This is a genomic window from Salisaeta longa DSM 21114 (assembly GCF_000419585.1).
Lineage (GTDB): Bacteria > Bacteroidota > Rhodothermia > Rhodothermales > Salinibacteraceae > Salisaeta > Salisaeta longa.
Genome location: NZ_ATTH01000001.1, coordinates 656802 through 680533, shown reverse-complemented (window position 1 = coordinate 680533; position 23732 = coordinate 656802). Strand labels below are relative to the sequence as shown.

Annotated in this window: 20 protein-coding genes and 1 riboswitch; of the genes, 1 reads left to right on the top strand and 19 read right to left on the bottom strand. The window is 65.0% G+C overall.

Features of this window, described 5'->3' with window-relative positions; genetic code table 11:
* Window positions 1–213: 213 nt before the first annotated feature.
* Both metX and SALLO_RS0102905 read right to left on the bottom strand, forming a co-directional pair.
* Window positions 214–1269, bottom strand: coding sequence for a homoserine O-acetyltransferase MetX (metX, locus tag SALLO_RS14770; RefSeq protein ID WP_022834828.1), 1056 nt, complete (start codon window positions 1267–1269; stop codon window positions 214–216).
* Window positions 1270–1366: 97 nt separating this feature from the next.
* On the bottom strand, window positions 1367–2701 hold the full coding sequence (locus SALLO_RS0102905; protein ID WP_022834827.1) for an O-acetylhomoserine aminocarboxypropyltransferase/cysteine synthase family protein: 1335 nt from the start codon (window positions 2699–2701) through the stop codon (window positions 1367–1369).
* Window positions 2702–2873: 172 nt separating this feature from the next.
* A riboswitch (SAM riboswitch) is annotated at window positions 2874–3001 on the bottom strand.
* Window positions 3002–3308: 307 nt separating this feature from the next.
* Here SALLO_RS0102905 and SALLO_RS0102900 point away from each other — a divergent pair.
* Window positions 3309–3983: an SIMPL domain-containing protein gene (locus tag SALLO_RS0102900; RefSeq protein WP_022834826.1), complete on the top strand. Its 675-nt coding sequence runs from the start codon at window positions 3309–3311 to the stop codon at window positions 3981–3983.
* Window positions 3984–4094: 111 nt separating this feature from the next.
* Here the strand turns inward: SALLO_RS0102900 and hslU are convergent, their stop codons facing one another.
* The 17 genes from hslU to SALLO_RS0102815 form a co-directional block, all read right to left on the bottom strand.
* Window positions 4095–5528, bottom strand: coding sequence for an ATP-dependent protease ATPase subunit HslU (gene hslU / locus SALLO_RS0102895; protein ID WP_022834825.1), 1434 nt, complete (start codon window positions 5526–5528; stop codon window positions 4095–4097).
* A 36-nt stretch (window positions 5529–5564) separates the two neighbouring features.
* Window positions 5565–6689: an NYN domain-containing protein gene (locus SALLO_RS14765; RefSeq protein ID WP_022834824.1), complete on the bottom strand. Its 1125-nt coding sequence runs from the start codon at window positions 6687–6689 to the stop codon at window positions 5565–5567.
* Between the two features lie 80 nt (window positions 6690–6769).
* A complete protein-coding gene (gene hslV / locus SALLO_RS0102885; protein ID WP_022834823.1) occupies window positions 6770–7339 on the bottom strand; it encodes an ATP-dependent protease subunit HslV in 570 nt (189 codons plus the stop codon).
* Window positions 7340–7429: 90 nt separating this feature from the next.
* Window positions 7430–8905 carry a D-alanyl-D-alanine carboxypeptidase/D-alanyl-D-alanine endopeptidase gene (dacB, locus tag SALLO_RS0102880; protein ID WP_028566826.1) on the bottom strand — a complete coding sequence of 492 codons (1476 nt, stop codon included), beginning with the start codon at window positions 8903–8905 and terminating at the stop codon, window positions 7430–7432.
* A 55-nt stretch (window positions 8906–8960) separates the two neighbouring features.
* Window positions 8961–9782, bottom strand: coding sequence for a rod shape-determining protein MreC (gene mreC / locus SALLO_RS0102875; protein WP_022834821.1), 822 nt, complete (start codon window positions 9780–9782; stop codon window positions 8961–8963).
* Window positions 9783–9859: 77 nt separating this feature from the next.
* A complete protein-coding gene (locus SALLO_RS0102870; protein WP_022834820.1) occupies window positions 9860–10867 on the bottom strand; it encodes a rod shape-determining protein in 1008 nt (335 codons plus the stop codon).
* A 145-nt stretch (window positions 10868–11012) separates the two neighbouring features.
* Complete coding sequence (gene purH, locus SALLO_RS0102865) at window positions 11013–12644, bottom strand: bifunctional phosphoribosylaminoimidazolecarboxamide formyltransferase/IMP cyclohydrolase (protein WP_022834819.1); 1632 nt, start codon at window positions 12642–12644, stop codon at window positions 11013–11015.
* A 13-nt stretch (window positions 12645–12657) separates the two neighbouring features.
* Entirely contained in the window at window positions 12658–13302 is a 645-nt protein-coding gene (gene purN, locus SALLO_RS0102860; RefSeq protein WP_028566824.1) for a phosphoribosylglycinamide formyltransferase, read from the bottom strand.
* 90 nt (window positions 13303–13392) lie between these two features.
* Window positions 13393–14256 (bottom strand): orotidine-5'-phosphate decarboxylase, encoded by an 864-nt coding sequence (pyrF, locus tag SALLO_RS14760; RefSeq protein WP_022834817.1) that lies wholly within the window; start codon window positions 14254–14256, stop codon window positions 13393–13395.
* A 40-nt stretch (window positions 14257–14296) separates the two neighbouring features.
* On the bottom strand, window positions 14297–17143 hold the full coding sequence (alaS, locus tag SALLO_RS0102850; RefSeq protein ID WP_040605712.1) for an alanine--tRNA ligase: 2847 nt from the start codon (window positions 17141–17143) through the stop codon (window positions 14297–14299).
* Between the two features lie 81 nt (window positions 17144–17224).
* Window positions 17225–17395 (bottom strand): hypothetical protein, encoded by a 171-nt coding sequence (locus tag SALLO_RS18360; protein ID WP_022834815.1) that lies wholly within the window; start codon window positions 17393–17395, stop codon window positions 17225–17227.
* Window positions 17396–17559: 164 nt separating this feature from the next.
* Complete coding sequence (locus SALLO_RS0102840) at window positions 17560–18495, bottom strand: DUF5655 domain-containing protein (protein WP_022834814.1); 936 nt, start codon at window positions 18493–18495, stop codon at window positions 17560–17562.
* A 174-nt stretch (window positions 18496–18669) separates the two neighbouring features.
* Complete coding sequence (locus SALLO_RS18660) at window positions 18670–18918, bottom strand: PIN domain-containing protein (protein WP_051141266.1); 249 nt, start codon at window positions 18916–18918, stop codon at window positions 18670–18672.
* Window positions 18911–19189 (bottom strand): ribbon-helix-helix domain-containing protein, encoded by a 279-nt coding sequence (locus SALLO_RS0102830; RefSeq protein WP_022834813.1) that lies wholly within the window; start codon window positions 19187–19189, stop codon window positions 18911–18913. Before SALLO_RS0102830 ends, SALLO_RS18660 begins: the two co-directional genes overlap by 8 nt.
* Window positions 19190–19389: 200 nt before the next feature.
* Complete coding sequence (locus SALLO_RS0102825) at window positions 19390–19629, bottom strand: CopG family transcriptional regulator (protein ID WP_022834812.1); 240 nt, start codon at window positions 19627–19629, stop codon at window positions 19390–19392.
* A gap of 2 nt (window positions 19630–19631) precedes the next feature.
* A complete protein-coding gene (locus SALLO_RS0102820; RefSeq protein WP_022834811.1) occupies window positions 19632–20084 on the bottom strand; it encodes a PIN domain-containing protein in 453 nt (150 codons plus the stop codon).
* 56 nt (window positions 20085–20140) lie between these two features.
* On the bottom strand, window positions 20141–23638 hold the full coding sequence (locus SALLO_RS0102815) for a methylmalonyl-CoA mutase family protein (protein ID WP_022834810.1): 3498 nt from the start codon (window positions 23636–23638) through the stop codon (window positions 20141–20143).
* Window positions 23639–23732 lie beyond the last annotated feature (94 nt).

The following is a 23732-nucleotide window of genomic DNA, read 5'->3' as shown; positions in this document are numbered from 1 at the left end:
TGCACCACAGGGATGACCTTCGGCCCCCCCCTGCGGCATGACCTAAAGGCCTCACTTCCAGCATGACCTAAAGGCCCAAACCTCGTTTTCATTGCATGGTGCGTTCCTGCTCGTCTGCGGAGATTGCACCACAGGCATGACCTTCGGCCTCCCCTGCGGGATGACCTAAAGGCCCCCACGCTCCCGTCCCGAACGAGCAGGCCCCAGCGCCCATCACGCGGCCGCCGGCACGTGCGTTTGCAGCCACGGACGCAGCAGGTCGTTCAGCGCGTCCAGCGCAATCAGGAAGCCATCGTGCCCGTGCGGCGTGTGGAGCGTCTCCAGCGTGGCCCGCGGCATGTGCCGGGCCAGCTCCTCTTGCTCGCGCAGCGGATAGAGCACGTCGGAGGGAATGCCCACCACGAGGGCGGGTTGCGCGATGGAGGCGAGCACCTCGTCGTACGCGCCCCGGCCGCGCGCCACGTCGTGCGTGTCCATTTGGCGCGTGAGGGCCATGTAGCAGTTGGCATCGAAGCGGTCGGCTAGCTTGTCGCCCTGGTACTGCAGATAACTTTCCACCGCATACGGCGCCGCGGCGCCGGCCGCGCCATCACCGCCCGGATGCTGCAGCGACCGCCCAAAGCGCGCGTCAAACGACGGCTGCGACCGGTAGCTGACCATCGCCATCTGCCGGGCTACCGCCAGGCCGGCGGCGGGCGGCTGCTCGTCTGTGTACTGCCCGTCGTTGTACGCCGGATCGGCGGCGATGGCGGCCCGCTGCGCTGCGCTCCACCCAATCTGCCAGGCGGTGTGGCGTCCGCCTACGGCGATGGGCACGAGGGCCTGCACAAACGATCCGGTAAAGGCCCATTCCAGCGCCTGCATCCCGCCCATCGACCCCCCCACGACGGCCGCGACGTGCCGCACGCCCAGCCGGCGCACCAGCCGGTGGTGCAGCCGCACGGTATCGCGGATGGTGACGGCGGGAAAATCGGGGCCGTACGGGCGGCCGGTGGCAGGGTTGGGGGTCAGCGGCGATGCGGTGCCGTAAGGCGACCCCAGCGCGTTGGCGCACACCACAAAGTAGCGGTCGGTATCCAGCGCGCGCCCCGGGCCGAGCAGCGGGCCCCACCAGTCGGCAACGTCGCAGGTGCCTGTGAGGGCATGGCACACCACCAGGGCGTTGGTTCCGGCGGCGTTGAGCTGGCCCCAGGTGCGGTACGTCACGGGAACGTCGCGCAGCACGGCCCCCGATTCGAGGGTGTGGCGATCAAACGTGAGGGTTGGCATAGGAGAGACGGCAGAACGAGAGGAGACATACGGAAGCCCCCGCGGATGGCGCGGCCGGCGCGGGGCACGGCCGCACGCCATTCCGTGAGGCGGCTGGTTAGGCGGTCACCGGCACGCGCTGGAGCGCCTGATCGAAGTCGGCGGTGAGGTCGTCGATGTGCTCGATGCCCACACTCACCCGCACCAGGTCGTCGATGACGCCCGCGGCGCGCCGCTCCTCGTCGGCCAGCTGCTGGTGCGTCGTAGAGGCCGGGTGGATGACGAGCGTCTTGGCATCGCCCACGTTCGCCAGGTGGCTGGCCAGCTCGACGTTTTCCACAAACGCCTGCCCGGCGGCTGTGCCGCCCTCCACGCCAAAGGCGAGCACCGCGCCATACCCGTGCGTGAGGTACTCCGACGCCCGCTCGTGGTACGGATGGTCCTCCAAGCCCGGATAGCTCACCCACGACACCGCCTCATGCGCCGACAGCCACTGCGCCAGGGCCAGGGCATTGTCCACGCTGCGTTGCACGCGCAGCGAAAGCGTCTCCAGCCCCTGCAGCAGCAAGAACGAGCCGAAGGGATTCTGCGACGCCCCCACGTCGCGCAGCCCCTCCACACGGGCGCGGATAGCAAACGCGACGTTGGTCTCCAGCACGCCCTCCGGACCAAACGCCTCCCAGAACTTCAGCCCGTGGTAGTCGGGCGAGGGCTCGGTAAATCGCGGAAAGCGGCCGTTGTCCCACGGAAACGTCCCCGCATCCACAATCACGCCGCCGATGGTTGTGCCGTGGCCGCCAATCCACTTCGTCGCACTCTCGGTCACAATGTCGGCGCCGTGGTCGATGGGGCGGCACAGGTATCCGGCAGCGCCAAAGGTGTTGTCCACCACCAGCGGCACGCCCTGATCGTGGGCCACGTCGGCAATGGCGGCAAAGTCGGGCACGCTAAACCGCGGGTTGCTGATCGTTTCGACGTACACCGCCTTGGTTTGGTCGTCGATCAAGTCCGCAATCTGCTCCGGATTGGGCCCGTCGGCAAACTTCACGTCGATGCCCAGGCGCGGAAAGGTGTTCTTGAATTGGTTGTAGGTGCCGCCGTACAGGTGGCTGGAGGCGACGATGTTTTCGCCGGCCTGCGCGAGCGTCGCAATGGTGAGAAACTGGGCCGACTGCCCGCTGGCCGTGGCCACCGCCATCGCCCCGCCCTCAAGCGCAGCCACGCGCTTCTCGAACACGTCGTTGGTGGGGTTCATGATGCGCGAGTAGATGTTGCCAAACTCCTTCAGGGCAAACAGATCGGCCCCGTGGGCGGCATCATCGAAGGTGAACGAGGTGGAGGCGTAAATGGGCACCGCGCGGGCGTTGGTGGCCGGATCGGGCTCCTGGCCGGCATGCACCTGCAAGGTGTCGTAGTGAAGCGGGCGCTTCGCGTTGGATTCAGACGTTGCCATGCGTAAGACGAGGTTGGATGCAGAACATCGAAAGTTCAGCATCCAGAAGAGCAGCGGCGGCCTGCCGCACGGGCACCACCGACGAGCGATCCGGCGCGACGAGGCATAGAAAAATCCTCGTCCGCGCGACGGCAGAAGAGGATGGCACCCTACACAGGCAACGAATCCCTTCCACTCATCTTCCCTCGCGGCACTTGTCACGTGCGAGGCAGGACGTAGCACCTTTCCCGTGCCGGGATCGACAGCGGGCGGTTGCCAGAGCTTCGTAGGGCCTGCACCCTCCACTCTTCTGGATGAGTCAGCAGCCGGGGCTGCTGGTTGTTCACGCCGGTAAATGAAGCCGGGACGCCTCGGTTCCGCCGCCCCGCCCGGCGCCCGTCCAGGGGGTTTAACGTCGCTGCAACACCGCCGCGCCGCGAACCCCACACGCCCCGTGCCATAGATGAACAGCCCCGGCGCGCGTGCTGTTGGAACGTACCCGGTGCAATAACGCCGCTGCTGCTTCGTTTCATGGAGGCGTATCGCCCGTACATGCTCCAACCGCCGCACGTTTATGCGACCTTCCCTGCTGCATCTTTGTTGTCTCGGACTCGGACTGCTCGTTGCTATGCCCGCTGCTGCCCAAGAGCGCGCCCCGCGTCAGGTGACCGTGAGTGGCGAAGCCACCGTGACGGTGCCGCCCGATCAGGCCCAGGTGCGCTTTGGCATCTCCACCACCGCCGCGACGCCCCAAGCGGCCCGCACGACCAACGCCGAAGCCTCCGCCCAGGCGCTCAACGCCGTGCGCGCCCTCGACATTCCCGAGGACCAGATTCAAACGACTACGCTGCGCCTGCAGCCCAACCGCGTGTACGACGAGGACACCCGCACGCACAAGACGAAGGGCTTCACCGCGGAGCGCTACGTGACGGTCACGGTGCGCGCCCTCGACCGACTGCCGACGCTGTTGGCGCGCGTGGTGGATGCGGGGGCCAACCGTGTTGAAGGCATCACCTACGAGGTGCAAGACCGCGATGCGCCCCGGAATGAAGCGTTGCAGCAAGCCGCCGCGCAGGCCCGCGCCAAGGCCGATCTGCTGGCCCGTACGCTGGGCGCCGCGCTGGGCCCGGTACAGCAAATCAGCGAGGAGAATCTTTCGTTTCCGCAGCCGCGCATGGCCTACGATGCGGCGCTCATGAAGCAAACGACAGCGAGCGGCGGCACGCCCGATGCCTTCGCGGCCGGCGAGATTGAGGTCACGGCCCGGGTGCAGGTGGCGTTTGCCCTCACCGACGCGCCGTAGCTGCACCCGCAGGCGCTGACCCCTAGGCTGCAACAAAAAGCGAGCGGAGCCTCCCATCGGGCGCTCCGCTCGCTGGTTTATGCTCCGTCGTTTGGGCCGGCTGCGTGCAGGTTACAGGATGTACTGGCTCAGGTCGCGGTTCGACACAATCGAGTCGAGTCGCTCCTCGACCATGGCGTCATCGACCTCGACGTGCGCGCCGGGCGGGAGCTCTTCGGGCACGTCGAACAGGATGTCCTCTAGCAGCGTCGTGAGGACGGTGTGCAGGCGCCGCGCGCCGATGTTTTCCACCTCGCTGTTTACGTGGGCCGCGATGGATGCAAGCTTGCGCACGCCGCCATCCGTGAACTCAATCGTCACGTCTTCTGCCGCCAGTAGCGCCTTGTACTGCTTGATGAGCGCATTTTTGGGCTGCGTGAGGATCTTGTAGAAGTCCTCCTCGTCGAGGTTGTTAAGCTCCACGCGGATCGGGAAGCGGCCTTGCAGCTCAGGAATCAGGTCGCTGGGCTTTGACACGTGAAAGGCGCCGCTGGCCACAAACAGGATGTGGTCGGTTTGCACCATGCCGTGCTTGGTGGTGACGGTAGACCCTTCCACGATGGGCAGCAGATCGCGCTGTACGCCCTGCCGCGACACGCCGGCACCTTCTTCCTTGCGGCTGTGCCCGGCGGCCACTTTGTCAATCTCGTCGATGAAGACGATCCCAGCGTTCTGGACCCGCTCCAGGGCGTCTTCCTTCACCTGCTCCATGTCGATGAGCTTCTGCGCCTCTTCTTGCGTCAGGAGCTCGCGGGCCTCTTCGATGGGCACCCGGCGCTTCTTGCGCTGCTGGCCCATGTTGCCAAACAGCTCTTGGAGGTTTACGCCCATCTCTTCCATGCCCATCGGGCCGAAGACCTGCATCATGGGCGACGACGCATCCGACGACACCTCAATCTCGACCTCGCGGTCGTCCAGCTCGCCCCGCTCCAGCTTCTCGCGAAATTTCTCACGAGTGCGCGCGCGGCGGGTGGCAGTGGCCGACGCGTCGCCAGACGTGTCGTTGGCTGCGGGGGCATCCTCCATGACGAAGAATCCGCCGGAGCCCGTGTCGCTCGATCCGTCATCGGCCGGCGGCACCAGCAAGTCAAGGATACGCTCCTCGGCCCGCTCGGCGGCCCGCTCTTGCACCTCGGCCTTGTGCTCATCGCGCACCATGTTCACCGCGATGTCGGTAAGGTCGCGGATCATGCTGTCCACGTCGCGCCCCACGTAGCCCACCTCGGTAAACTTCGAGGCTTCAACCTTCAGGAAGGGCGCGCGGGCCAGCTTCGCCAGGCGGCGGGCAATTTCGGTTTTGCCCACGCCGGTGGGCCCAATCATGATGATGTTGTTGGGCATGATCTCGTCGCGCATCGCCTCGGGCGCATGCTGGCGCCGCCACCGGTTGCGCAGCGCAATGGCCACGTTCTTTTTGGCGTTCTCTTGCCCAATGATGTAATTATCGAGCTCGGCCACAATTTGGCGGGGCGTAAGCTCGTCTATCGTCGGAGGGGTCGGGTCCATAATGAATCAACTAGAAGCAGGAAAGAGTGGTGGACTTTATGAAACGTCGGCAGACGGCCAAGAGGGTTCGCGGGATGTACGTGGCGAAGAGGTCTCTTCCGGAGATTCATCCGGCGCGTCGTCCGGGCCCTCCGCAGCCTGCGAGCGCTCTGAAGTCTCAGTCGTGCGCGGCGCACCTTCAGGCGAATCGGCGGCGGTTTCCTCCGCGGGCGTGGCACCGGACGCCTCGCCCCCACGTGTCGCGTAATAACCGTTGCTCATCTGGTTGATGCGGCTGTAGTAGGCATCGTGGATCTCTTGCACGTCGGGGTGCTGGTCGTTCACGATGAGCACGGTGTAGTCGTACGGGTAGCCGTCGCGCTTCTCCAGGACGGCCGCGCCCACCGCCTCCAGGTCGCTCACGATGGCCTTCGGATCGTACTCTTCGCCCAGCTCTTCGGAGAGCTTGCGCAGCAGCGGGGTGAGGTACACCTCGTCGTACTGGCCAAAGAACTCTTCGGTCACCTCAACGGCGCGCCGCAGGATCGAATCTTCGATGGGGGCCTGGTGTTCGGGCGGGGCGAACGATGCCCCGCTGGACGACCGGGCCGAGCGGGCCGCGCCGGCACGCAGGTCGTTGCGCGTATCCTCGTCGAGGAAGTTGCGGGCGTCGAGGTACACGTCTTCTTCGGCAAACGAGGTGTCGTACACCTCCGGCGGATTGAGGGCCGTCACCAGCACGCGGCGGCCGGCAGCGCGAATGGTGCGCACCAGCGGCAAGAACGGACGATTGCCCGTCACGATGAGGATGGTTTGGAGGTCGCCGCGCGTGTGCAGCACCTCGGTTACGTCAATGCACAACTGCTGCTCGGAGGCGTTGCTCTGGATGTCGCGGAGCGTCACCACCGGGTCGATGCCCATGCGGTGCAACTCGCGCTGGATGCGCGGGCCGTTGGCCTCTTCCATCGCGGTAAAGTCGGCGTAGGCGCGGCCCATCACCGTCGGCACGTCGTCGAGGTCGGCCAGGTAGCGCTGGGCTTCGCGCAGGATATGCTCTGCAAACACGCGGGGCAGGGCGTCCGGCGGACTCTGGGCCTGCAGGACCGCCAGGAGGTTTTCGTAATCGACAAACACGCCGGCGTGCTGAGCGGCCTGCGTGCTGGGGGAGGATACGTAGGTCATATGCTTGGTCTTTGTTGTATCATTAGAATGTAGGCGCATGCGCCGCTGGTGGGCAGAAGGCGCCGCGCATGCCAGCCCCATCAGTCCTCGGCGCTTTCAAGATCGAGGATCGTCCGATGGTGGTTCGTGTAGATGCAAATATCGGCGGCGATGGACAGGCCTTCATCCACCATGTCGCGCGCACTGAGCTCGGGGGCATGATTTTTTAGGGCCCGCGTTGCAGCCAGCGCAAACGCACCGCCCGATCCGATAGCCAAAATATCGTCGTCGGGTTCAATCACATCGCCGCTTCCGCTAATGAGAAGCAGCCGCTTGGGAGAGGCGACAGCCAGTAGCGCTTCCAGCCGCCGTAAATAGCGGTCGGTGCGCCATTCCTTGGCGAGTTCTACCGCGCCCCGGGTCACATTTCCGCCGTATTCTTGCAACTTTTCTTCAAACCGCTCAAAGAGCGTAAAGGCGTCGGCGGTAGAGCCTGCAAAACCGGCAAGGATTTCTCCATCGTACAGGTTGCGCACCTTTTCGGCCGTGTGCTTCATGACCGTGTCTCCCATGGTGGCTTGGCCGTCGGAGCCGAGGGCGATGCGTCCGTTGTGGCGCACGCCAAGCACGGTGGTTGCGTGAAGCGCGTCGGTTGAAGCAGCTGTGTTCATGCAGGAAACGGTTGGGTTGCGGCAGCTCGAGGGAATGCTATATTATCGGTATGTGTATACCGTGGCGCGTCATGAGAGTTCGCGCCGTTTCTATTGCGTTGCCATCGCGATCCGGCGCAGCAGCGCGTCTTGTGCGGCCCGCACGCGCGAGCCGTCTACGGTGTAATGGTTGGCCAGAATGGAGAAGAGAATGGGCGCGCGCGACGACCGTTCGATGTAGCCGCTAAGCGCCGATACGCCGGTCAGTGATCCGGTTTTCGCCCGCACGTTGCCCGCTACCATCGGGGCCTGCAGCCGGTAGGCCAGCGTGCCCGACCGACCGCCCGCGGGCAGCGAGCTGAAGAAGGCGGTTTGTACCGGCGGGGCCGCGGCGCGCATGGCCGCAAGCAGCGTTACGAAGGCGGCCGGCGTGGCCAGGTTCTGCCGCGAGAGGCCCGACCCATCGGCCATACGCACGGCCCCCGGACGCACGCCCAGGGTGCGCAGCGCGTGCTCGACCACGGCAATGCCGCGCGCGTCCGATCCACGGGGCGCTTCCAGCGTGTCGGATGCGACGTAGCGCCCCACCGTGCGCAGCAGGTGCTCGGCGTAGAGGTTGTTGCTCTCGTGGTTGATCTCCCGAACGAGCGCGGGCAGCGGCGGCGACGGCCAACGGTCCACCACCTGCATCGTGTCGTACGCCGGCGGTTGCGGCAGCCTATCAACGTCCAGCGCGCGGCCTTGCACGCTTATGCCTTCGCTGAGCAGCACCTCGCGGAAGACGTGGGCGGTGTAGCGCGTGGCGTTGCGCACGGCCAGCTCCTCGCGTTCTACGCGGCCCGCGGGGACCTTTGAGCGCACCACAAAGCGGTTGCCCCGGCCGTGCCGCGCGTAGTCCTCGTCAAACGTTCCAGCAGTGGTAAGCGACCGGTTGACAAACGAAACGTAATCGGTTTGCAGGGGCGCCCACGACAACCGGCCCGGCGCGTGCACCTGCTGCCCGGCCACCGTCAGATCCACGATGTTGTCATAAAACGACAGCCCGCTCGTCTCTGCGGCATAGTAGTACAACAGATCGCTCCAGGCCCACGCCCGGCCCAGCGTCTCGTCGGTAAACACGTTGTCGTCGCCGATCACGTCGCCCGCCACCTGCCGAATGCCCTGCGCCTTGAGCGCCGCGGCCCACGTGCGCAGCGGATGCAGCGGCGCGCCGCTCGCCTGGCTCCCAAACGACGGATCGCCGCTGCCGCGGACGTACAGGTCGCCGTGCAGCACGCCGTCTTTCACGCGGCCCGTCGAGTACAGGGTCGTCTCGTAGCGGAAGTCGGGCGGGAGGACCTGCAGGGCCGCGGCCGTGGTGAACAGCTTGATGTTGGATGCCGGCACGAAGCGCGCCTGCGCGTTGCGGGCATACAGCGTGTCGCCGGTCGCCGCATCCACCACCAAAACGCCCCACAGCGCGCCCGGCGCCGCGGCTTCAAGCACGGCATCTAGCTGACGCGCAAGCGCTCGGTCTTGGGCATGGCCGCTGTCTACGGCCCATCCCATCAGCAGTACGGCGCACACCACAAACCAACGACGTTTCATAAGCAATCGGGAACGGAGCAGTGAAGCAAATGAGCACGAGCGGTGCCACGCGGGATTACGTTGGGGTGCGCTGCTCCAGCGCCGTTCGCTCCGGCGCGGGCTGCGTGCGCAGCACCACCGCAAACCCGGTTTTGTAGAGCGGCGCAGCCGGCCGCAGGTAAATGCGCAACGCGTTGCGGCCCGGGCGCACCGCGACCGAGTCGACGGTTCCCACCGGGTAGCCCGCCGGAAAGACGCCGCTCAGTCCATCGGTAACGACCGGTTGCCCCGGACGCACCGGCTCGGTTTTTACGATGTGCTGCAGGGTCAGCCGGTTGAGTTGTTCGCCGTCCCACCGCACGATGCCTTCGGCCTGCAGCGGCTGGATCACCGCAGGCACGCGGAAATCGGTGTTGAGGTACGACATGACGCGGGCGTAGTGCGCGCTCACCAGAACCACCGTCCCCAAGATGCCATCGCTGTTCACCACCGGCATGCCCACGGCAATGCTATCCGCGCGGCCCACATTGATCGTGAAGTAGTTGCGCTGCCGGGTCAGGTCTTTCGATACGATGCGCGCCGGCACCAGCGGCACCTCGAGCGTATCGCGCAGGTTCAGCAGGCGCGTGAGCTCGCGGTTTTGCTGGCGCACGGCACGCGTGCGGGCCACGAGGCTAGAGAGCCGGATGTTTTCGCGACGCAGCGCTTCGTTCTGTTGCAGCGCCTGGAAGTAGCGGCCCATCCAGGCAAATCCGTGCTCCACCCGCGCCGTAGCACTCAGCAACTCGGCGCGCAGCCCGCGCACCAACGGCTGGTTTTGGCCAATCATGAGCAGCAGCGCCGCCAAGAGGAGCCCAAAGAGCAGCACCCAGTCCCGAAGTTGCTCCCACAGTTTCATAACGCGGCGCGGTGTTCAGCCGAAAGATACGGCGCATGGGGTGATTCGGTGGGCGAGAGGGCCCCGGCGGGGCGGGCTTACGTGAGCACGCGGGTGTACTTCTCCAAATTCTCCAGCACATTGCCCGTACCACGCACCACGGCCGTCAGCGGGTCCTCGGCCACGTACACCGGCAGCTCCACGCGGTTGCGCAGCATCTCGTCGAGCCCTTTCAGCATGGCCCCGCCGCCGGTGAGCATGATGCCGCGCTCCAGCACGTCGGCGCCCAGCTCGGGCGGCGTGCGCTCCAGGCACTGCAAGACGGCCGTCCCAATCTGATCGAGCTGGTCGCGCAGCGCCTCGCGCACGTTTACCGAGGAGACCGTGCGCAGCTTCGGGATGCCACCCACCAGGTCGCGCCCCTTCACCGAAAGCTCCATCTCCGGGTCCAGCTCCACGGCACTTCCAATCTCGCACTTGATGCGCTCGGCCGTGCGGGAGCCAATCAGGAGGTTGTGGTTGCGCTTGAAGTACTGCACAATGGCCTCGTCGAACTCGGTGCCGCCCACGCGAATCGACTCGTCGATCACGATGCCCGACAGCGCAATGACGGCAATCTCGGTGGTGCCGCCGCCAATGTCTACCACCATGTTGCCCACCGCTTCGCTGACGTCCAGCCCAATGCCCACCGCAGCCGCCATCGGCTCGGAGATGAGGCGCACCTTTCGGGCCCCGGCGCGCTCGGCGGAGTCGCGCACGGCGCGCTTTTCGACCTCGGTGATGCCGCTGGGCACGCACACCACCATGTTGCGGATGCTGGTGAGCCAGTTCTTCTTCACCTTCTGCATCATGCCGCGCAGCATCTGCTCGGCCACCTTAAAGTCGGCAATGACGCCGTCCTTGAGCGGCCAGATCGTTTCCAGATCCTGGTGGGTGCGCTCGTGCATCTGGAGGGCCTCGTACCCAATCTCGCGGACCTCGTGCGTGGAGCGCTCGACGGCTACGATGCTGGGTTCATTTAATACGATCCCCTCGCCTCGGATGTAGATGAGCGTATTGGCCGTGCCGAGGTCGATAGCGACGTCTTGCGAAAAGTTGAACAGCATTGAGGGCGGGTCGAAGGATCAGTGCAAAACAGTCCGTACACGGGGAAACGCCGGACGCGACAGGGATACTGTGACCTGATGCGTTACAAAGTCGTTCCCTGAAAAATTGCGCGGCGCGCGGCGCCGTGAGCCACGGCAAAGGGGATTAGTGGCGGAAATGGCGCTGACCGGTCATGACCATGGCCATGTCGTGCGCGTTGGCGGCTTCAATCACTTCGTCGTCGCGGATGGAGCCGCCCGGTTGCACGGCCACGCGGGCGCCGGCGCGGGCCGCCGCTTCGAGGCCATCGGCAAAGGGAAAGAAGGCATCCGAGGCGACGACCGAGCCGTCCAGGTCGAGCTCCGACTTCTGGCTTTTCATGACGGCCAGCTCCGAGGCGTCGATGCGGCTCATCTGTCCGGCGCCAATGCCGAGCGTGTGCCGGTCTTTGGCGTACACGATGGCGTTGCTTTTTACGTGCTTCGCAACGCGCCAGGCAAAGTCGATGTCGGCCCACTCCGCGTCGGTAGGGGCGCGCTCGGTGACCACGGTCCAGTCGTTGCGCGTGTCCTCCGCCGGGGGCAACGCCGCATCGGGGGTTTGGGCGAGCACGCCGCCCAGGGCCGAGCGCACGTCGAGGCGCGCGTCGGTACGCGCCGGGGCGGTGGCCCGTACGATCCGGCGGCGCTTTTTCTCTTGCAGAAAGCCCAGCACGCCGTCGGCAAAGTCGGGCGCGATGATGATTTCCGTAAAGATGGCGTCGATGGCTTCGGCGGTGGCACGGTCGAGCGTGCGGTTGACCACCACGATGCCTCCAAACGGCGACTGCCGGTCGGTGGCAAACGCTTGGGCGTGGGCTTCTTCGAGCGTGTCGGCCGTGGCGACGCCGCACGGGTTGGTGTGCTTCAGGATGGCGCACGTGGGCGGCGCGTCGCGGAATTCGTCGATGAGCCGCAGCGCCGCACTCAGATCCATCAGGTTGTTGAACGACAGGTCCTTGCCGTGCAGCTTGGTGTACTGCTGCGTGGGCGTGCCGTAGAGGGCGGCCTGCTGGTGCGGATTTTCGCCGTAGCGCAGCGTTTGTACGTGCGGCTCGTGCAAGGCCAGCTCCGAAGGCAGCGCATCCGTCGTGTCGTTTGCCTCGCCTGCCGATGCCGCGTCCGTCGCCTGGGCGTGCTGGGCCGCAAAGTACCGGTGGATGTGCCGATCGTAGGCCGCGGTGTGCGCAAACGCTTGCTCGGCAAGCGCGCGCCGGGTGTCGAGCGTCAGGTGCCCCTCGGTGGCGTTCAGTTCTTCGACGAGCGCCTCGTACAGGCTGGGCGCGGTCACGACGCCCACGAAGAAGTAGTTCTTGGCGGCCGCGCGCAGCATGGTGGGCCCGCCAATATCCACGTTTTCCATCGCGCGGGCCGCGCCGGTAGCGGGGGTCACCGCCTCGTCGAACGGATACAGGTTCCCCACCACCAGGTCGATGGGCGCGATGCCGTGCGCTGCCAGATCGTCCATGTCCGACGGGTCGGTGCGGCGCGCCAGCAGCCCGGCGTGAATGGCTGGATGCAGCGACTTGACGCGGCCGTCGAGGAGCTCGGGCGAGCCGGTGACGTCGGCCACGTCGGTGACCGGCAGGTCGGCGTCGCGAAGGGCCTGGGCGGTGCCGCCGGTTGAGAGGAGCTCGATGCCGTGGGCGTGGAGCTGCGCCCCGAGCGCTGCGATGCCGGTCTTGTCGTAGACCGAAAGGAGCGCACGCTGCACGCGCACATGATCGTCGGGCGGCGGCAGGTCTTTCGCGGGAATCATAAGCAGGAGGCGGTTAACGGGAGGAAGGATCGTCGATGCGTACCGTGCGGCCGTCCACCGCTATCCGGCCCTGCGCAAAAAGCCGCAGCGCGCGTGGGTACAGGCGATGCTCGACCGCCAGCACGCGGGCCGCGACGTCGTCGGGCGCGTCGCCGGGCCGCACCGGCACGGGTTCTTGCAGCACAATCGGCCCCTGATCGTACGCATCGTCCACCAGGTGGACGGTAGCGCCCGTCCAGTGCACGCCGTAGTCCACCACGGCGCGGTGCACGCGCATGCCGTACATGCCGCGCCCACCAAAGGCAGGAAGCAGGGACGGATGGATATTGGTCATGCGCCCGGCATACGCCGCCACCACGTTCGGCGGAATCTTGCGGAGAAAACCGGCCAGCGCCACGAAGGTGACGTCGTGCGTGGCGAGCGTTTGGAGCAGCGCCGCGCCATAGGCGGCCGGCGTATCGTAGGCGTCGGGGGTGCAGACGGCCGTGGGCACATCGTGCGCGCGGGCCCGGTCAAGCGCACCGGCGGTATCGCGGTCGCTCAGGCACAGCGCGGGCGTCGCGGGGAGGTCGCCCGCCGCCATGGCATCCAGGATGGCTTGAAAGTTGGTGCCTCCGCCGGAGGCAAAGACGGCCAGTCGGAAATCGGCAGCAGACACGGCATCCGGGGCTTGGGAGCGGCTCGGTACGCGCTTAACATCCGGGTTATTCGGCGGAAAGGCCACCGCGTTTTGCTGATTCGCCGGATTTTAGTCGACGGCGGCGTCGGCCGGGTCCGAGCCCTTCGCGGGCGTCGCGCGGAGGGCATCGCGCAGCGCTTGCGCAGCAGCAGCAGCGGCGTCGGCAAAGTCGCGCCCCGCGCTGGCGTAGAGGATGCTCCGGCTGCTGTTGACGAGCACCGGACCGTCGGCTGTTGCTGCGGCGGCCATCACCGCAGCGGGCGTGCCGCCTTGCGCGCCGACGCCCGGAATGAGGAAGGGCGCCGTGGGGCACGCGGTACGCACCGTGCGCAGCGCGTCTGGCGCGGTGGCGCCCACCACCAGCCCCCCGGTGCCGGGGGTCGCGCGCGCCCAGGCCTGCACCGCTTCCGCCACCTGTTGGTGCAGGGGCGTGCCATTACACTGGCAGGCTTCCTGGAAATCGGACGCGCCGGGGTTGGAGGTGCGGGCCAGCACGAAGGCCGCCGTGCCGGGGTGCTGCAGAAACGGCGTCACGCTGTCGTGGCCCATGTAGGGCGCTACGGTGACGGCATCGGCGCCGAGATCGTCGAACAGCGATTGCGCATAGAAGCGCGCCGAGTTGCCAATGTCGCCCCGCTTGGCATCGGCAATGACGAGAACATCCGACGGCAGGGCCGCCACCACGTCTTCGAGCACGGCGCGACCGTCGCGGCCCAGCGCCTCGAAGAACGCAAGGTTGGGCTTGAAGGCGCACGCAAACGGGGCCGTGGCCTCGATGATGGCCCGGCAGAAGCGCCGTACGGCCTCGGGCGTGTCGTGCGCCGCCCGCAGGTGCGCGGGCAGCCGCGCGGGATCGGGATCGAGACCGACGCAGGCCGCCGTTTCCTTTTGGGTTTGGATGGCGCGCAGGCGGTCGTTGAACGAAGCAGGCATGGGCCGAACGGTTGTGGGGGCAGGATGCGAGCGGAGGGACCTACGCGCGTTGTTTTTGGACGAGCGCCGGTACGTCGGCGAGCACATCGTCCAGCGCCTCCGGCTTCCGCCCGCCGGCCGCGGCCAACGTGGGGCGCCCGCCGCCGCCACCGCCCAGGTGCTGCCCCAGCGTGCCCACGAGGTCGCCCGCCTTTAGGCCGTCCTGGATGAGGTCGTCGGCCACGGTGGCCACCACGTACACCTTACCGTCCGCGCCCGGATCGCTTCCGAGCACGCCCACGGCGCCCGCGCCCAACCGATCCCGCAGCTGTTGGCCCAGCGCCTGCAAGTCGTCCATGTCGGCACCGTCGACGCGGCCCGTAGCCACGCGGATGCCGTCGACGGTCTGGGCATTATCGATGATGGCATCCAGGCGGCCGGCCAGCTGCTCGCGGTGCAGCGTCTCCACCTGCTCGGCCAGCGCGTCGCGTTCCTCCTGCAACGCGGCGATGGCGTCGGGCAAGGGCTGCTGGAGCGACTTGAACTGCTGCTGCGCCTGCCGGTAGGCGGCCAACTGCTTGTCGACGTGCAGTTGGGCCGGGACGCCCGCAACGGCTTCCACGCGCCGTACGCCCGCGGCCACCGAGCCTTCCGACAGGAACTTGAACAGCCCAATCTCGCCGGTGGCCTCCACGTGCGTACCGCCGCACAGCTCAACCGAGTGGTCCGGGTCGAAGGTGATGACGCGCACCTCCTCGCCATACTTCTCGCCAAAGAGGGCCATCGCGCCGCGTTCGAGCGCGTCGTCGATGGGCACGTTCCGATCTTCTTGCTTCGGAATGTTGCGCAAGATGGCGTCGTTCACGTGCTGCTCGATGGCCGCCAGCTCGTCGGCGGTGAGGCCCTCGAAGTGGCTGAAGTCGAACCGCAGCCGGTCGGGGGCCACGAGCGATCCCTTCTGCTGCACGTGGTCGCCCAGGGTGTTGCGCAGGGCCGCGTGCAAGAGGTGCGTGGCGGTGTGGTGCCGCGCCGTGTGCCGCCGCCGCTCGGCATCCACCATGGCCTCCACCGGGGCATCGAGCGCGTCTGGCAAGGCATCGACGGTGTGTACGATGCGCGCGCCGCGGCGCTGCGTATCCAGCACCTTCACCTCCTCGTCGCCCACACGCAGCACACCCGTATCGCCCACCTGACCGCCGCTCTCGGCGTAAAACGGCGTCACGCTCAGCTCCAGCTCAAAGCGATCATCCGCGTCGCGCGTCACGGTGCGCACCGCCCGCACGGCGCTGTCGGTAACGGCCAGCCGGTCGTAGCCCACAAACACCGAGGCCTCGCCGCTGGACACCTCGTGCCACGTGTCGGCGCTGCTCTGGTCGATGCTGAACGTGGAAGCCGAGCGCGCCCGCGCCTTCTGGCGGTCCATCAGCGTCTCGTAGCGGTCCATGTCCACCGCCAGCCCCTCCTCGCGGGCCATCAGCTGTGTAAGGTCGATGGGAAAGCCGTACGTGTCGTGCAGGAGGAACGCGATCTCACCCGACAGGCGCCCCGCGGCGGCGGTTGCCACAAACGAATCGAGGATGGCCGCGCGGTCGTCGGTATCTACGTAGGCCTTCTCCAGCAAATCGACCGCGGCCGCATCATCGGCCAGCTCATCGCGCACGGCATCGGCCGACCCGTCGGCCGCGGCATGCACGTACGGCGTGAGGCGCTCAAAGAACGACAGGCCGGTGCCCAGCGTCTGCAAGAAGCTTTCCTCCTCCGAGCGGATCACCTGCGCGATGTAGTCTTGCTGCCCGGCGAGCTCCTCAAACGCATCGCCCATCTTCTGCACGAGCGGGTCGACGAGCGTGTGCAAGAACGGCTCACGCAGCGCCAGCGTTTGGTAGCCGTAGCGCACGGCCCGCCGCAGGATCCGCCGAATGACGTAGCCGCGCCCCACGTTGCCCGGCATCACGCCGTCGGCAATGGCGAAGGCGATCGTGCGGATGTGATCGGCCACCACGCGCAGCGCCACCCGCACTTTCTCGCGGGCGTCGGGCGAGAGATCGCCCAGGGCATCGTAGCCGGGCACGTCCGCGCGGGGCGAGCGGTCGGCAGCGGCTTGCAAGAGCGGCGCAAACAGATCGGTGTCGTACGTCGACGACCGCCCCTGCAGCACCGCACAGATGCGCTCAAAGCCCATGCCGGTATCGACGTGCTGCTGCGCCAGCTTCTGGAGGCTTCCATCGGGCTGCGCGTTGTATTGGATAAACACCAGGTTCCAGATTTCCATCACCTGCGGATGATCCGCATTGACGAGCGAGTGGCCCGGCGTGTGGGCCCGCTCGGCATCGGAGCGCAGGTCGACGTGAATCTCGGAGCACGGCCCGCACGGCCCGGTGTCGCCCATCATCCAGAAGTTTTCTTTTGAGGGCTCAAACAGGATGTGCTTGGGGGGAATGGCGGTTTCGCTGCGCCACAGGTCGGCCGCTTCGGTGTCCGCGTCGAGCCACAGGGCATCGTCGCCTTCGTGAACCGTGGCGTAGAGCCGCTCCGGATCGAGGCCCCACACGTCGGTCAGCAGCTCCCACGCCCACCGGATGGCCTCCACCTTGAAGTAGTCGCCGAAGCTCCAGTTGCCCAGCATCTCGAAGAAGGTGTGATGGTAGGTGTCGTGGCCCACCTCCTCTAGGTCGTTATGCTTGCCCGACACGCGCAGGCACTTTTGGGTGTCGACGGCGCGGTCGTACGGCCGCGTGCCTTCGCCCAAAAACACGTCTTTGAACTGGTTCATGCCCGCGTTGGTGAAGAGCAGCGTGCTGTCGCCCGTGGGCACGAGCGAGGCGCTGGGCACGATCTCATGGTCTTTCGCGGCAAAGAAGTCGAGGAATTGCTGGCGAATGGTTTCGGACGACGGCGCGTCGGGCATGGGCAGAAGCCGGTGCAGGTGCAAGGAACGATGAATGCCTGGGGGTATCGTTCGTATTGCGCGGCCCGCGCCCGGTTTCTTTTATTTTGGATGGATGCCGCGACGGGCCTGCTGCGCGCCGCCGGCCGATTGCTCAACGGCCTCCACGCCCACGCCGTACCGATACACGAGCTGCCCGCCATTTTCGCCGACCCTCCACAGCGGCCCGCCCAGGGCGCGGGCGGCGATGGTTGCAGCGTGGCTATGCCACAACCGACCGCCGGAACTGCAACGCAGCAACGCACGACGCAACGCCGAACGCCTCCGAGGTACCAGACCCAAACTGCTTGAGCCACTCCACGCCGTATGCGCCGCAGAGCGCGTGGAGTTCAGCTTTGTAGAGTTAAATGTTGGGACTGAAGTCGGTCATGTGCTGCCTATCCACCAACTTTTTGATATGCCTTTTCGATAAAGGGCTTAGCTACTGCAAGCTCTTCTTCCGTGCTGACGGACAATTCAAGGTCTCCGGTGCCGTAATGCCCAATATCAGTGACATCCCGCGCTGTATCAGGCAGTTGACCCAGCGTCTTAGGTTCAAGTTTTAAGTGAAGCAGAACCCGCCGTTTTTGCACCTGAACGCATATTATGTTTTGCGATCCCTTATAAGCAATGTAATGCTTTTTTGGTACCTCTTCGATGGACGGATCGAGATTTACAACAAACTCTTGGACAGCCAACGTAAGATCCTGGATTTCCTCCGGTTTACCCTCTAGATGTTCGTCAAATGTGTAAGTTGCCGTTGCACGGGTGATGGCTGCTTTCTTGCCTGCCTCCACCATGACAGGATTTTTGCCGTCATGGCGCATTGATGGCGATGAGGCAACTGATGCCTGATAGACTTCTTCCAGGTATAGGGTCGAGTTCTCGAACAAGCGATACTTCCAAAGCTCGATATTTGCTCCCATCACCTGCACGGCGTGAATGTCATATCGCTTGTAGTTGGGCGCAATGCAGATGACGCGTATATCGGCCCAATCCACTTCTACATCTGGTCCGATTGCGTGCTGCACGGCAATCTCGAAATCGCCTTGATGATCCTGAAGCCAGTGCAGGTAAAATAAACTCTGGTTGATCAGCTCCGAGGATTTGACCTTCTTGTACTCGATAATCACCGGATGATTCTCTTCGGAGAGCGCGAGCGTGTCGATGCGACCCGCATGAACCGCACCCGTTGAGAACTCCGAAGCCACGAACCGGCAATTAAAAACCGGTCCCAAATTCTTCTCAATCAGCGTCTGAAGCTCTTTCTCGCGATCGAAGGTATCCTGCGAGATTGTGAAGAGCGTTTGGTCTTCGATTTGAAATATGGGCATCGCCGAAGGAATCTGACATTGATTTCCACGTTTCTTCCCCTATAACGCCCGATATGGGACGGTGACTTCCTCCAGCATCGGGACGTAACGCTCATTGAGGGTTACGAGATGCGCGCCGTGTACCTCTGCGGTGGCTGCAATGAGCGCATCGGCCAGCCCGGTACCGTGCGAGGGCTAATAGTCCCGCTTGAACAGCCCGCCGCGTTTCGCGATGGACGCGGTGACGGGGTAGATGTCAAAAGCACGGAGCGTCGTTGCCAACGCTTCGCGCTTACCGTCTCGTACGCCCGCATACAATTCCGCGACGACAACCGTCGGTAGCAGCAGGGGGCCCGTACGGCTCTCGATGTATGGAATGGCATCGTCTCTGCCCCGCAGATAATCGACCAGAACCGAGGTATCGAACAGTGGGCGTTCAGCCATCGGAAGCAGGATGGTCTTTGCCAGACGGGCCCTGCACATTACGGTCCATGCTCTCACGAATGGCCCGAAACGTCGCGTGGACATTCGCGCGGTCGTTCCACATCCCGCGAGCGGCTCTTAACTTTGCTAATCGCTCTTCGTGCGAACGGTCGTCAAGATACAGATCGACCGCCTCGCGTATTAGCGCACTCTGCGACGCACCACGCTCTGCCGCCAACCGCTGCAGCGCCGCCCGCTCCTTTTCCATGAGATAAATCTGTGTGCGAATCATGGGTGCGCACTAGGTGATGTACGTAAGCGATGTATAACACTTACAGAAAGCCCCCACATACCCGTTCCTCTACGGATTATATTTTACGCCCCTACATATTCCGCCGGTACCGGCCGCCGACGTTGAAGAAGGCGTGCGTGATCGGGACGAGCGAACACCCCTTCACGGCTGTCATCAGCGCAAGGACGCTCGGGGAACACCTACTCGATACGATCCCGCTCGTCCGGCTCGATATCCGGGACGCGCGACAGCGCCGCCTCGTACTTCTCCCGGCTGCCACGACGCCCTCGTCGTTCAAGGTATTCCTCTGTCATAAGTGCCGACATCTTTTCGGCAACCGCCGTGGCGATGAACTGATCGGCCGAAATGCCTTCTTGCTCGGCGAGCTCCCGCAGTTGGCGCTCCAGCGAGTTCGGAAGGGTAACATTGATCGTGCTCATGGCTAAACCCCCGGACCGGCTCCAATTTGTTTCAGAAATTCTCCCGGCGTGCGTACCTCTATGCCGAATTCTTCTACGCCGACAAAGTCGCTTTGGTTGAATGTGACGATTACATCGCAATTCGCGCGGACGGCCAACTCGAACACCATCCCGTCGTCCGGATCTTTCAGCCGCGGTCGCCACAGGTAAAATATGCGATGCTTGCGTGCCACACGGCAGTGAAAGTCAATCACGGCCTGGATGACCTCTTCGTCAACCGGCAGGTCCGGCTCCATATCGAGCAAAACGGCTTCATATTCAAGGACGAGGGGCACCGAAAGGTTGATGTCGAAACGGCCGGTACCCACCCGCTGCAACAGGCGGTGGGACCAGCCTTGGCTCGACCGAAGGCCAGACACGAGCACATTCGTATCGATGACGATCTGCGGCACGGGGCTGCTTTCAACATACGGCATATCGCCTACAGGATTCACGCCAGGTGCCCCTCACAATCTCACATCCTCACACGACATTACATATTCCGCCGATACCGGCCGCCCACCTCGAAAAACGCGTCGGTGATTTGCCCGAGCGAGCAGTACTTCACGGCGTCCATGAGCACGTCGAAGGTATTCCCCCCGGCGCGCGCGGTGCTACGGAGCGCATCGAGGGCGTCGGCGGCCTTGTCTTCATACCGCTGCTGAAACGCCCGCAGGCTGCGCAGCTGATGCTGCTTCTCGTCGTCGGAGGAGCGCATAAGGTCGACCTGCTCGTCCTCGGGCTGCTCGCTGTCTTCGTCGCGCGTGAACGTGTTCACGCCAATGATGGGCCGCTCGCCGGAGTGCTTTTTCTCCTCGTAGTGCATCGACTCCTGCTGGATCTTGCCGCGCTGGTACATGCTTTCCATGGCGCCCAGCACGCCGCCCCGCTCGTTGATGCGCTGAAATTCGTGCAGCACGGCCTCCTCCACCAGGTCCGTGAGCTCCTCAAAGATAAACGAGCCCTGCAGCGGATTCTCGTTCATCGTGGTGCCCAGCTCCTTGTTGATGATCATCTGGATGGCAATGGCCCGCCGCACACTCTCCTCCGTGGGCGTGGTAATGGCCTCGTCGTAGGCGTTGGTGTGCAGGCTGTTGCAGTTGTCATAAATCGCGTAGAGCGCCTGCAGCGTCGTGCGAATGTCGTTGAACTGGATCTCCTTCGCGTGCAGGCTGCGGCCCGAGGTCTGGATGTGGTACTTGAGCTTCTGACTCCGCTCGTTGGCGCCGTACTTCTCGCGCATGGCCACCGCCCAAATGCGCCGCGCCACGCGCCCAATCACGCTGTACTCGGGGTCCATGCCGTTCGAGAAGAAGAACGACAGGTTCGGCGCAAAGTCGTCGATGTCCATGCCCCGGCTCAAGTAGTACTCCACGTACGTGAAGCCGTTGGCCAGCGTAAAGGCAAGCTGCGTGATGGGGTTTGCTCCGGCCTCGGCGATGTGATACCCGGAGATGGACACCGAGTAGAAGTTGCGCACGTCGTGGTCGATGAACGACTGCTGGATGTCGCCCATCATCCGCAGTGCAAAATCCGTTGAGAAGATGCAGGTGTTCTGTGCCTGATCCTCCTTCAGGATGTCGGCTTGCACGGTGCCGCGTACCACATGCAGCGTCTCGTCGCGGATACGCGCGTACGTGTCGGCGTCCAGCGCGCCCCATTCTACAAGCTCAGCGCCGGTGCAGCCCAGCAGGCCCAGGCCGCTGCCGTCGTGCGTGGGCGGCAGGTCGTCTTCGCGGCCGTTGGGCCCGTACGGCACGTAGGAAGGCCGCTCGTCGCCCAGCTTCTCGTCAATGAGCCGATCCACGTCGTCCCAGCGGCCTTCGTCCTTCAGGTGCTTCTCTACCTGCTGGTCGATGGCGGTTTGCAGAAACATCGCCAGAATCATCGGCGCCGGGCCGTTGATGGTCATCGACACGCTGGTCTTGCGGTCGGCCAGGTCGAAGCCCGAGTAGAGCTTCTTCATGTCGTCGAGCGTGCATACCGAGACGCCCGCGTTGCCCACCTTCCCGTAGATGTCGGGCCGCTCGTCGGGGTCGAAGCCGTAGAGCGTGACGCTGTCGAAGGCGGTGGAGAGGCGGTTGGCGGGCGTGCCTTCGCTGACGAGGTGAAACCGCCGGTTGGTGCGCTCGGGCGAGCCCTCGCCGGCAAACATGCGGGTGGGATCTTCGCCGGTGCGCTTAAACGGATACACCCCGGCCGTAAACGGATAGTAGCCCGGCAGATTCTCCAGCAACGCAAACGCCAACCGCTCGCCGGGATCTTCGGTGGTGGGCAACGCCACGCGCGGAATTTTGGTGCCGCTAAGGCTCTCTTTGTACAACGGCACGGTGATGTCGCGGCCGCGCACGGTGTAGGTAAACTCGTCCTGCTGATAGTCCGCCGCCAGCTGGTCCCACTCCGAGAGGATTGTTTGGCAGCGGGCGTCGAGCTTGGCCCACCAGTGGTCGACCATCGCATCGAGGCGCGCGCCAAGGTGCTCGCGGTCTTCGGGGGCCCAGTCGTCAACCTGCGCGCGGGCGCCCTTGGCCTCGCCCCATTTGCGGGCATAGGTCACTTGCTGCTCGGCCCATGCGCGGTAGTCCTGGCACGCTTCCACAATTTCGCCCAGGTAGCGCTGCCGATCGGGCGGGATGATGGCGACCTCGGCCGGATCGGGCTCAGGGATCGTGTCGGCGTAGAGCGTCGAGCGGCGGTCGAAGTCGAACGCCTCGTTGAAATGTTCGAGCAGCGCCTGGTAGAGCCGCGTGACGCCCGGATCGCCAAAGTGCGAGGCCATCGTTGGGTACACGGGCATGTCCGCTGGGTCTTCGTCGAACCGCAGGCGGTTGCGCTGCACCTGCTTGCGCACGTCGCGCAGGGCGTCTTGGCTGCCGCGCTTCTCGAACTTGTTGAGCGCCACGAAGTCGGCCAGGTCGAGCATGCCGATCTTTTCGAGCTGCGTCGGCGCGCCAAAGTCGTGCGTCATCACGTAGAGCGACGCGTCGGTGAGGTCCACAATCTCGGTGTCGCTCTGCCCGATGCCCGCGGTCTCCAGGAGGATAAGATCGAAGCCCGCGGCCTGGCACACGCCAATGGCTTCCTTGAGGGCCTCGCTGGTGGAGCGGTGGGCCTGCCGCGTGGCAAACGAGCGCATGTACACCCGGTCGGCCGCGCCGTCGCCGTAGATCGCGTTCATGCGGATGCGGTCGCCGAGGAGCGCGCCCCCCGTGCGGCGCCGCGTCGGGTCCACCGACAGGATCGCAAGCTCCAGGTCGTCAAAGTCGTTCAGGAAGTGCCGCACGAGCTCGTCGGTAAGGGTCGACTTGCCCGCGCCGCCGGTGCCGGTGATGCCCAGGACCGGAGCCGTCGCCCGGTCGGACGCCGAGGTCTCCACGGCGGCGGCTTCTGGCAGTCCGTCGCCCCCGGTCGCCGATTCGGCCTCGCCGCCCGCGGCCACTTTGGTCTGCACCGCCTCGCCGGCCCCGTGGGCCAGCTCAAGGCGCGAGAGCAGGCGGGCGATGCGGCGGGCATCGCGGCCCGCGTACGCATCGGGCGCAAAGCCCTTCTCGATGATCGGATAGTCGCACGCCTCCACCATGGCGTTAATCATGCCCTGCAGGCCCATCGCCATGCCGTCTTCGGGCGAGAAGATTTTGGCGATGCCGTACGCCTCCAGTTCCTCAATCTCCTCGGGCACAATCACGCCGCCCCCGCCACCAAAAATCTGAATGTGGCCGGCGTCGCGCTCCTGAAGCAGGTCGTACATGTACGTGAAGTACTCCATGTGCCCGCCCTGGTAGCTCGACACGGCAATGCCCTGCGCGTCTTCCTGAATCGCCGTGTCCACAATTTCTTGCACCGCGCGGTTGTGTCCCAGGTGAATGACCTCAACCCCGGTGGCCTGCAAGATGCGGCGCATGATGTTGATGGCCGCATCGTGGCCGTCGAACAGGCTGGTAGCCGTCACGAAGCGCACCGGATGGTCGGGGGTGTAGGGCGACGTATCCATGGGCAGGGAGAAGCAGTTGGGGAAAGCGATGGAGGCAAAGCGCTTCCAAACAAATGCACAGCGCCCCCGCGTAGTTGCGTGGAAAGACTGTAGA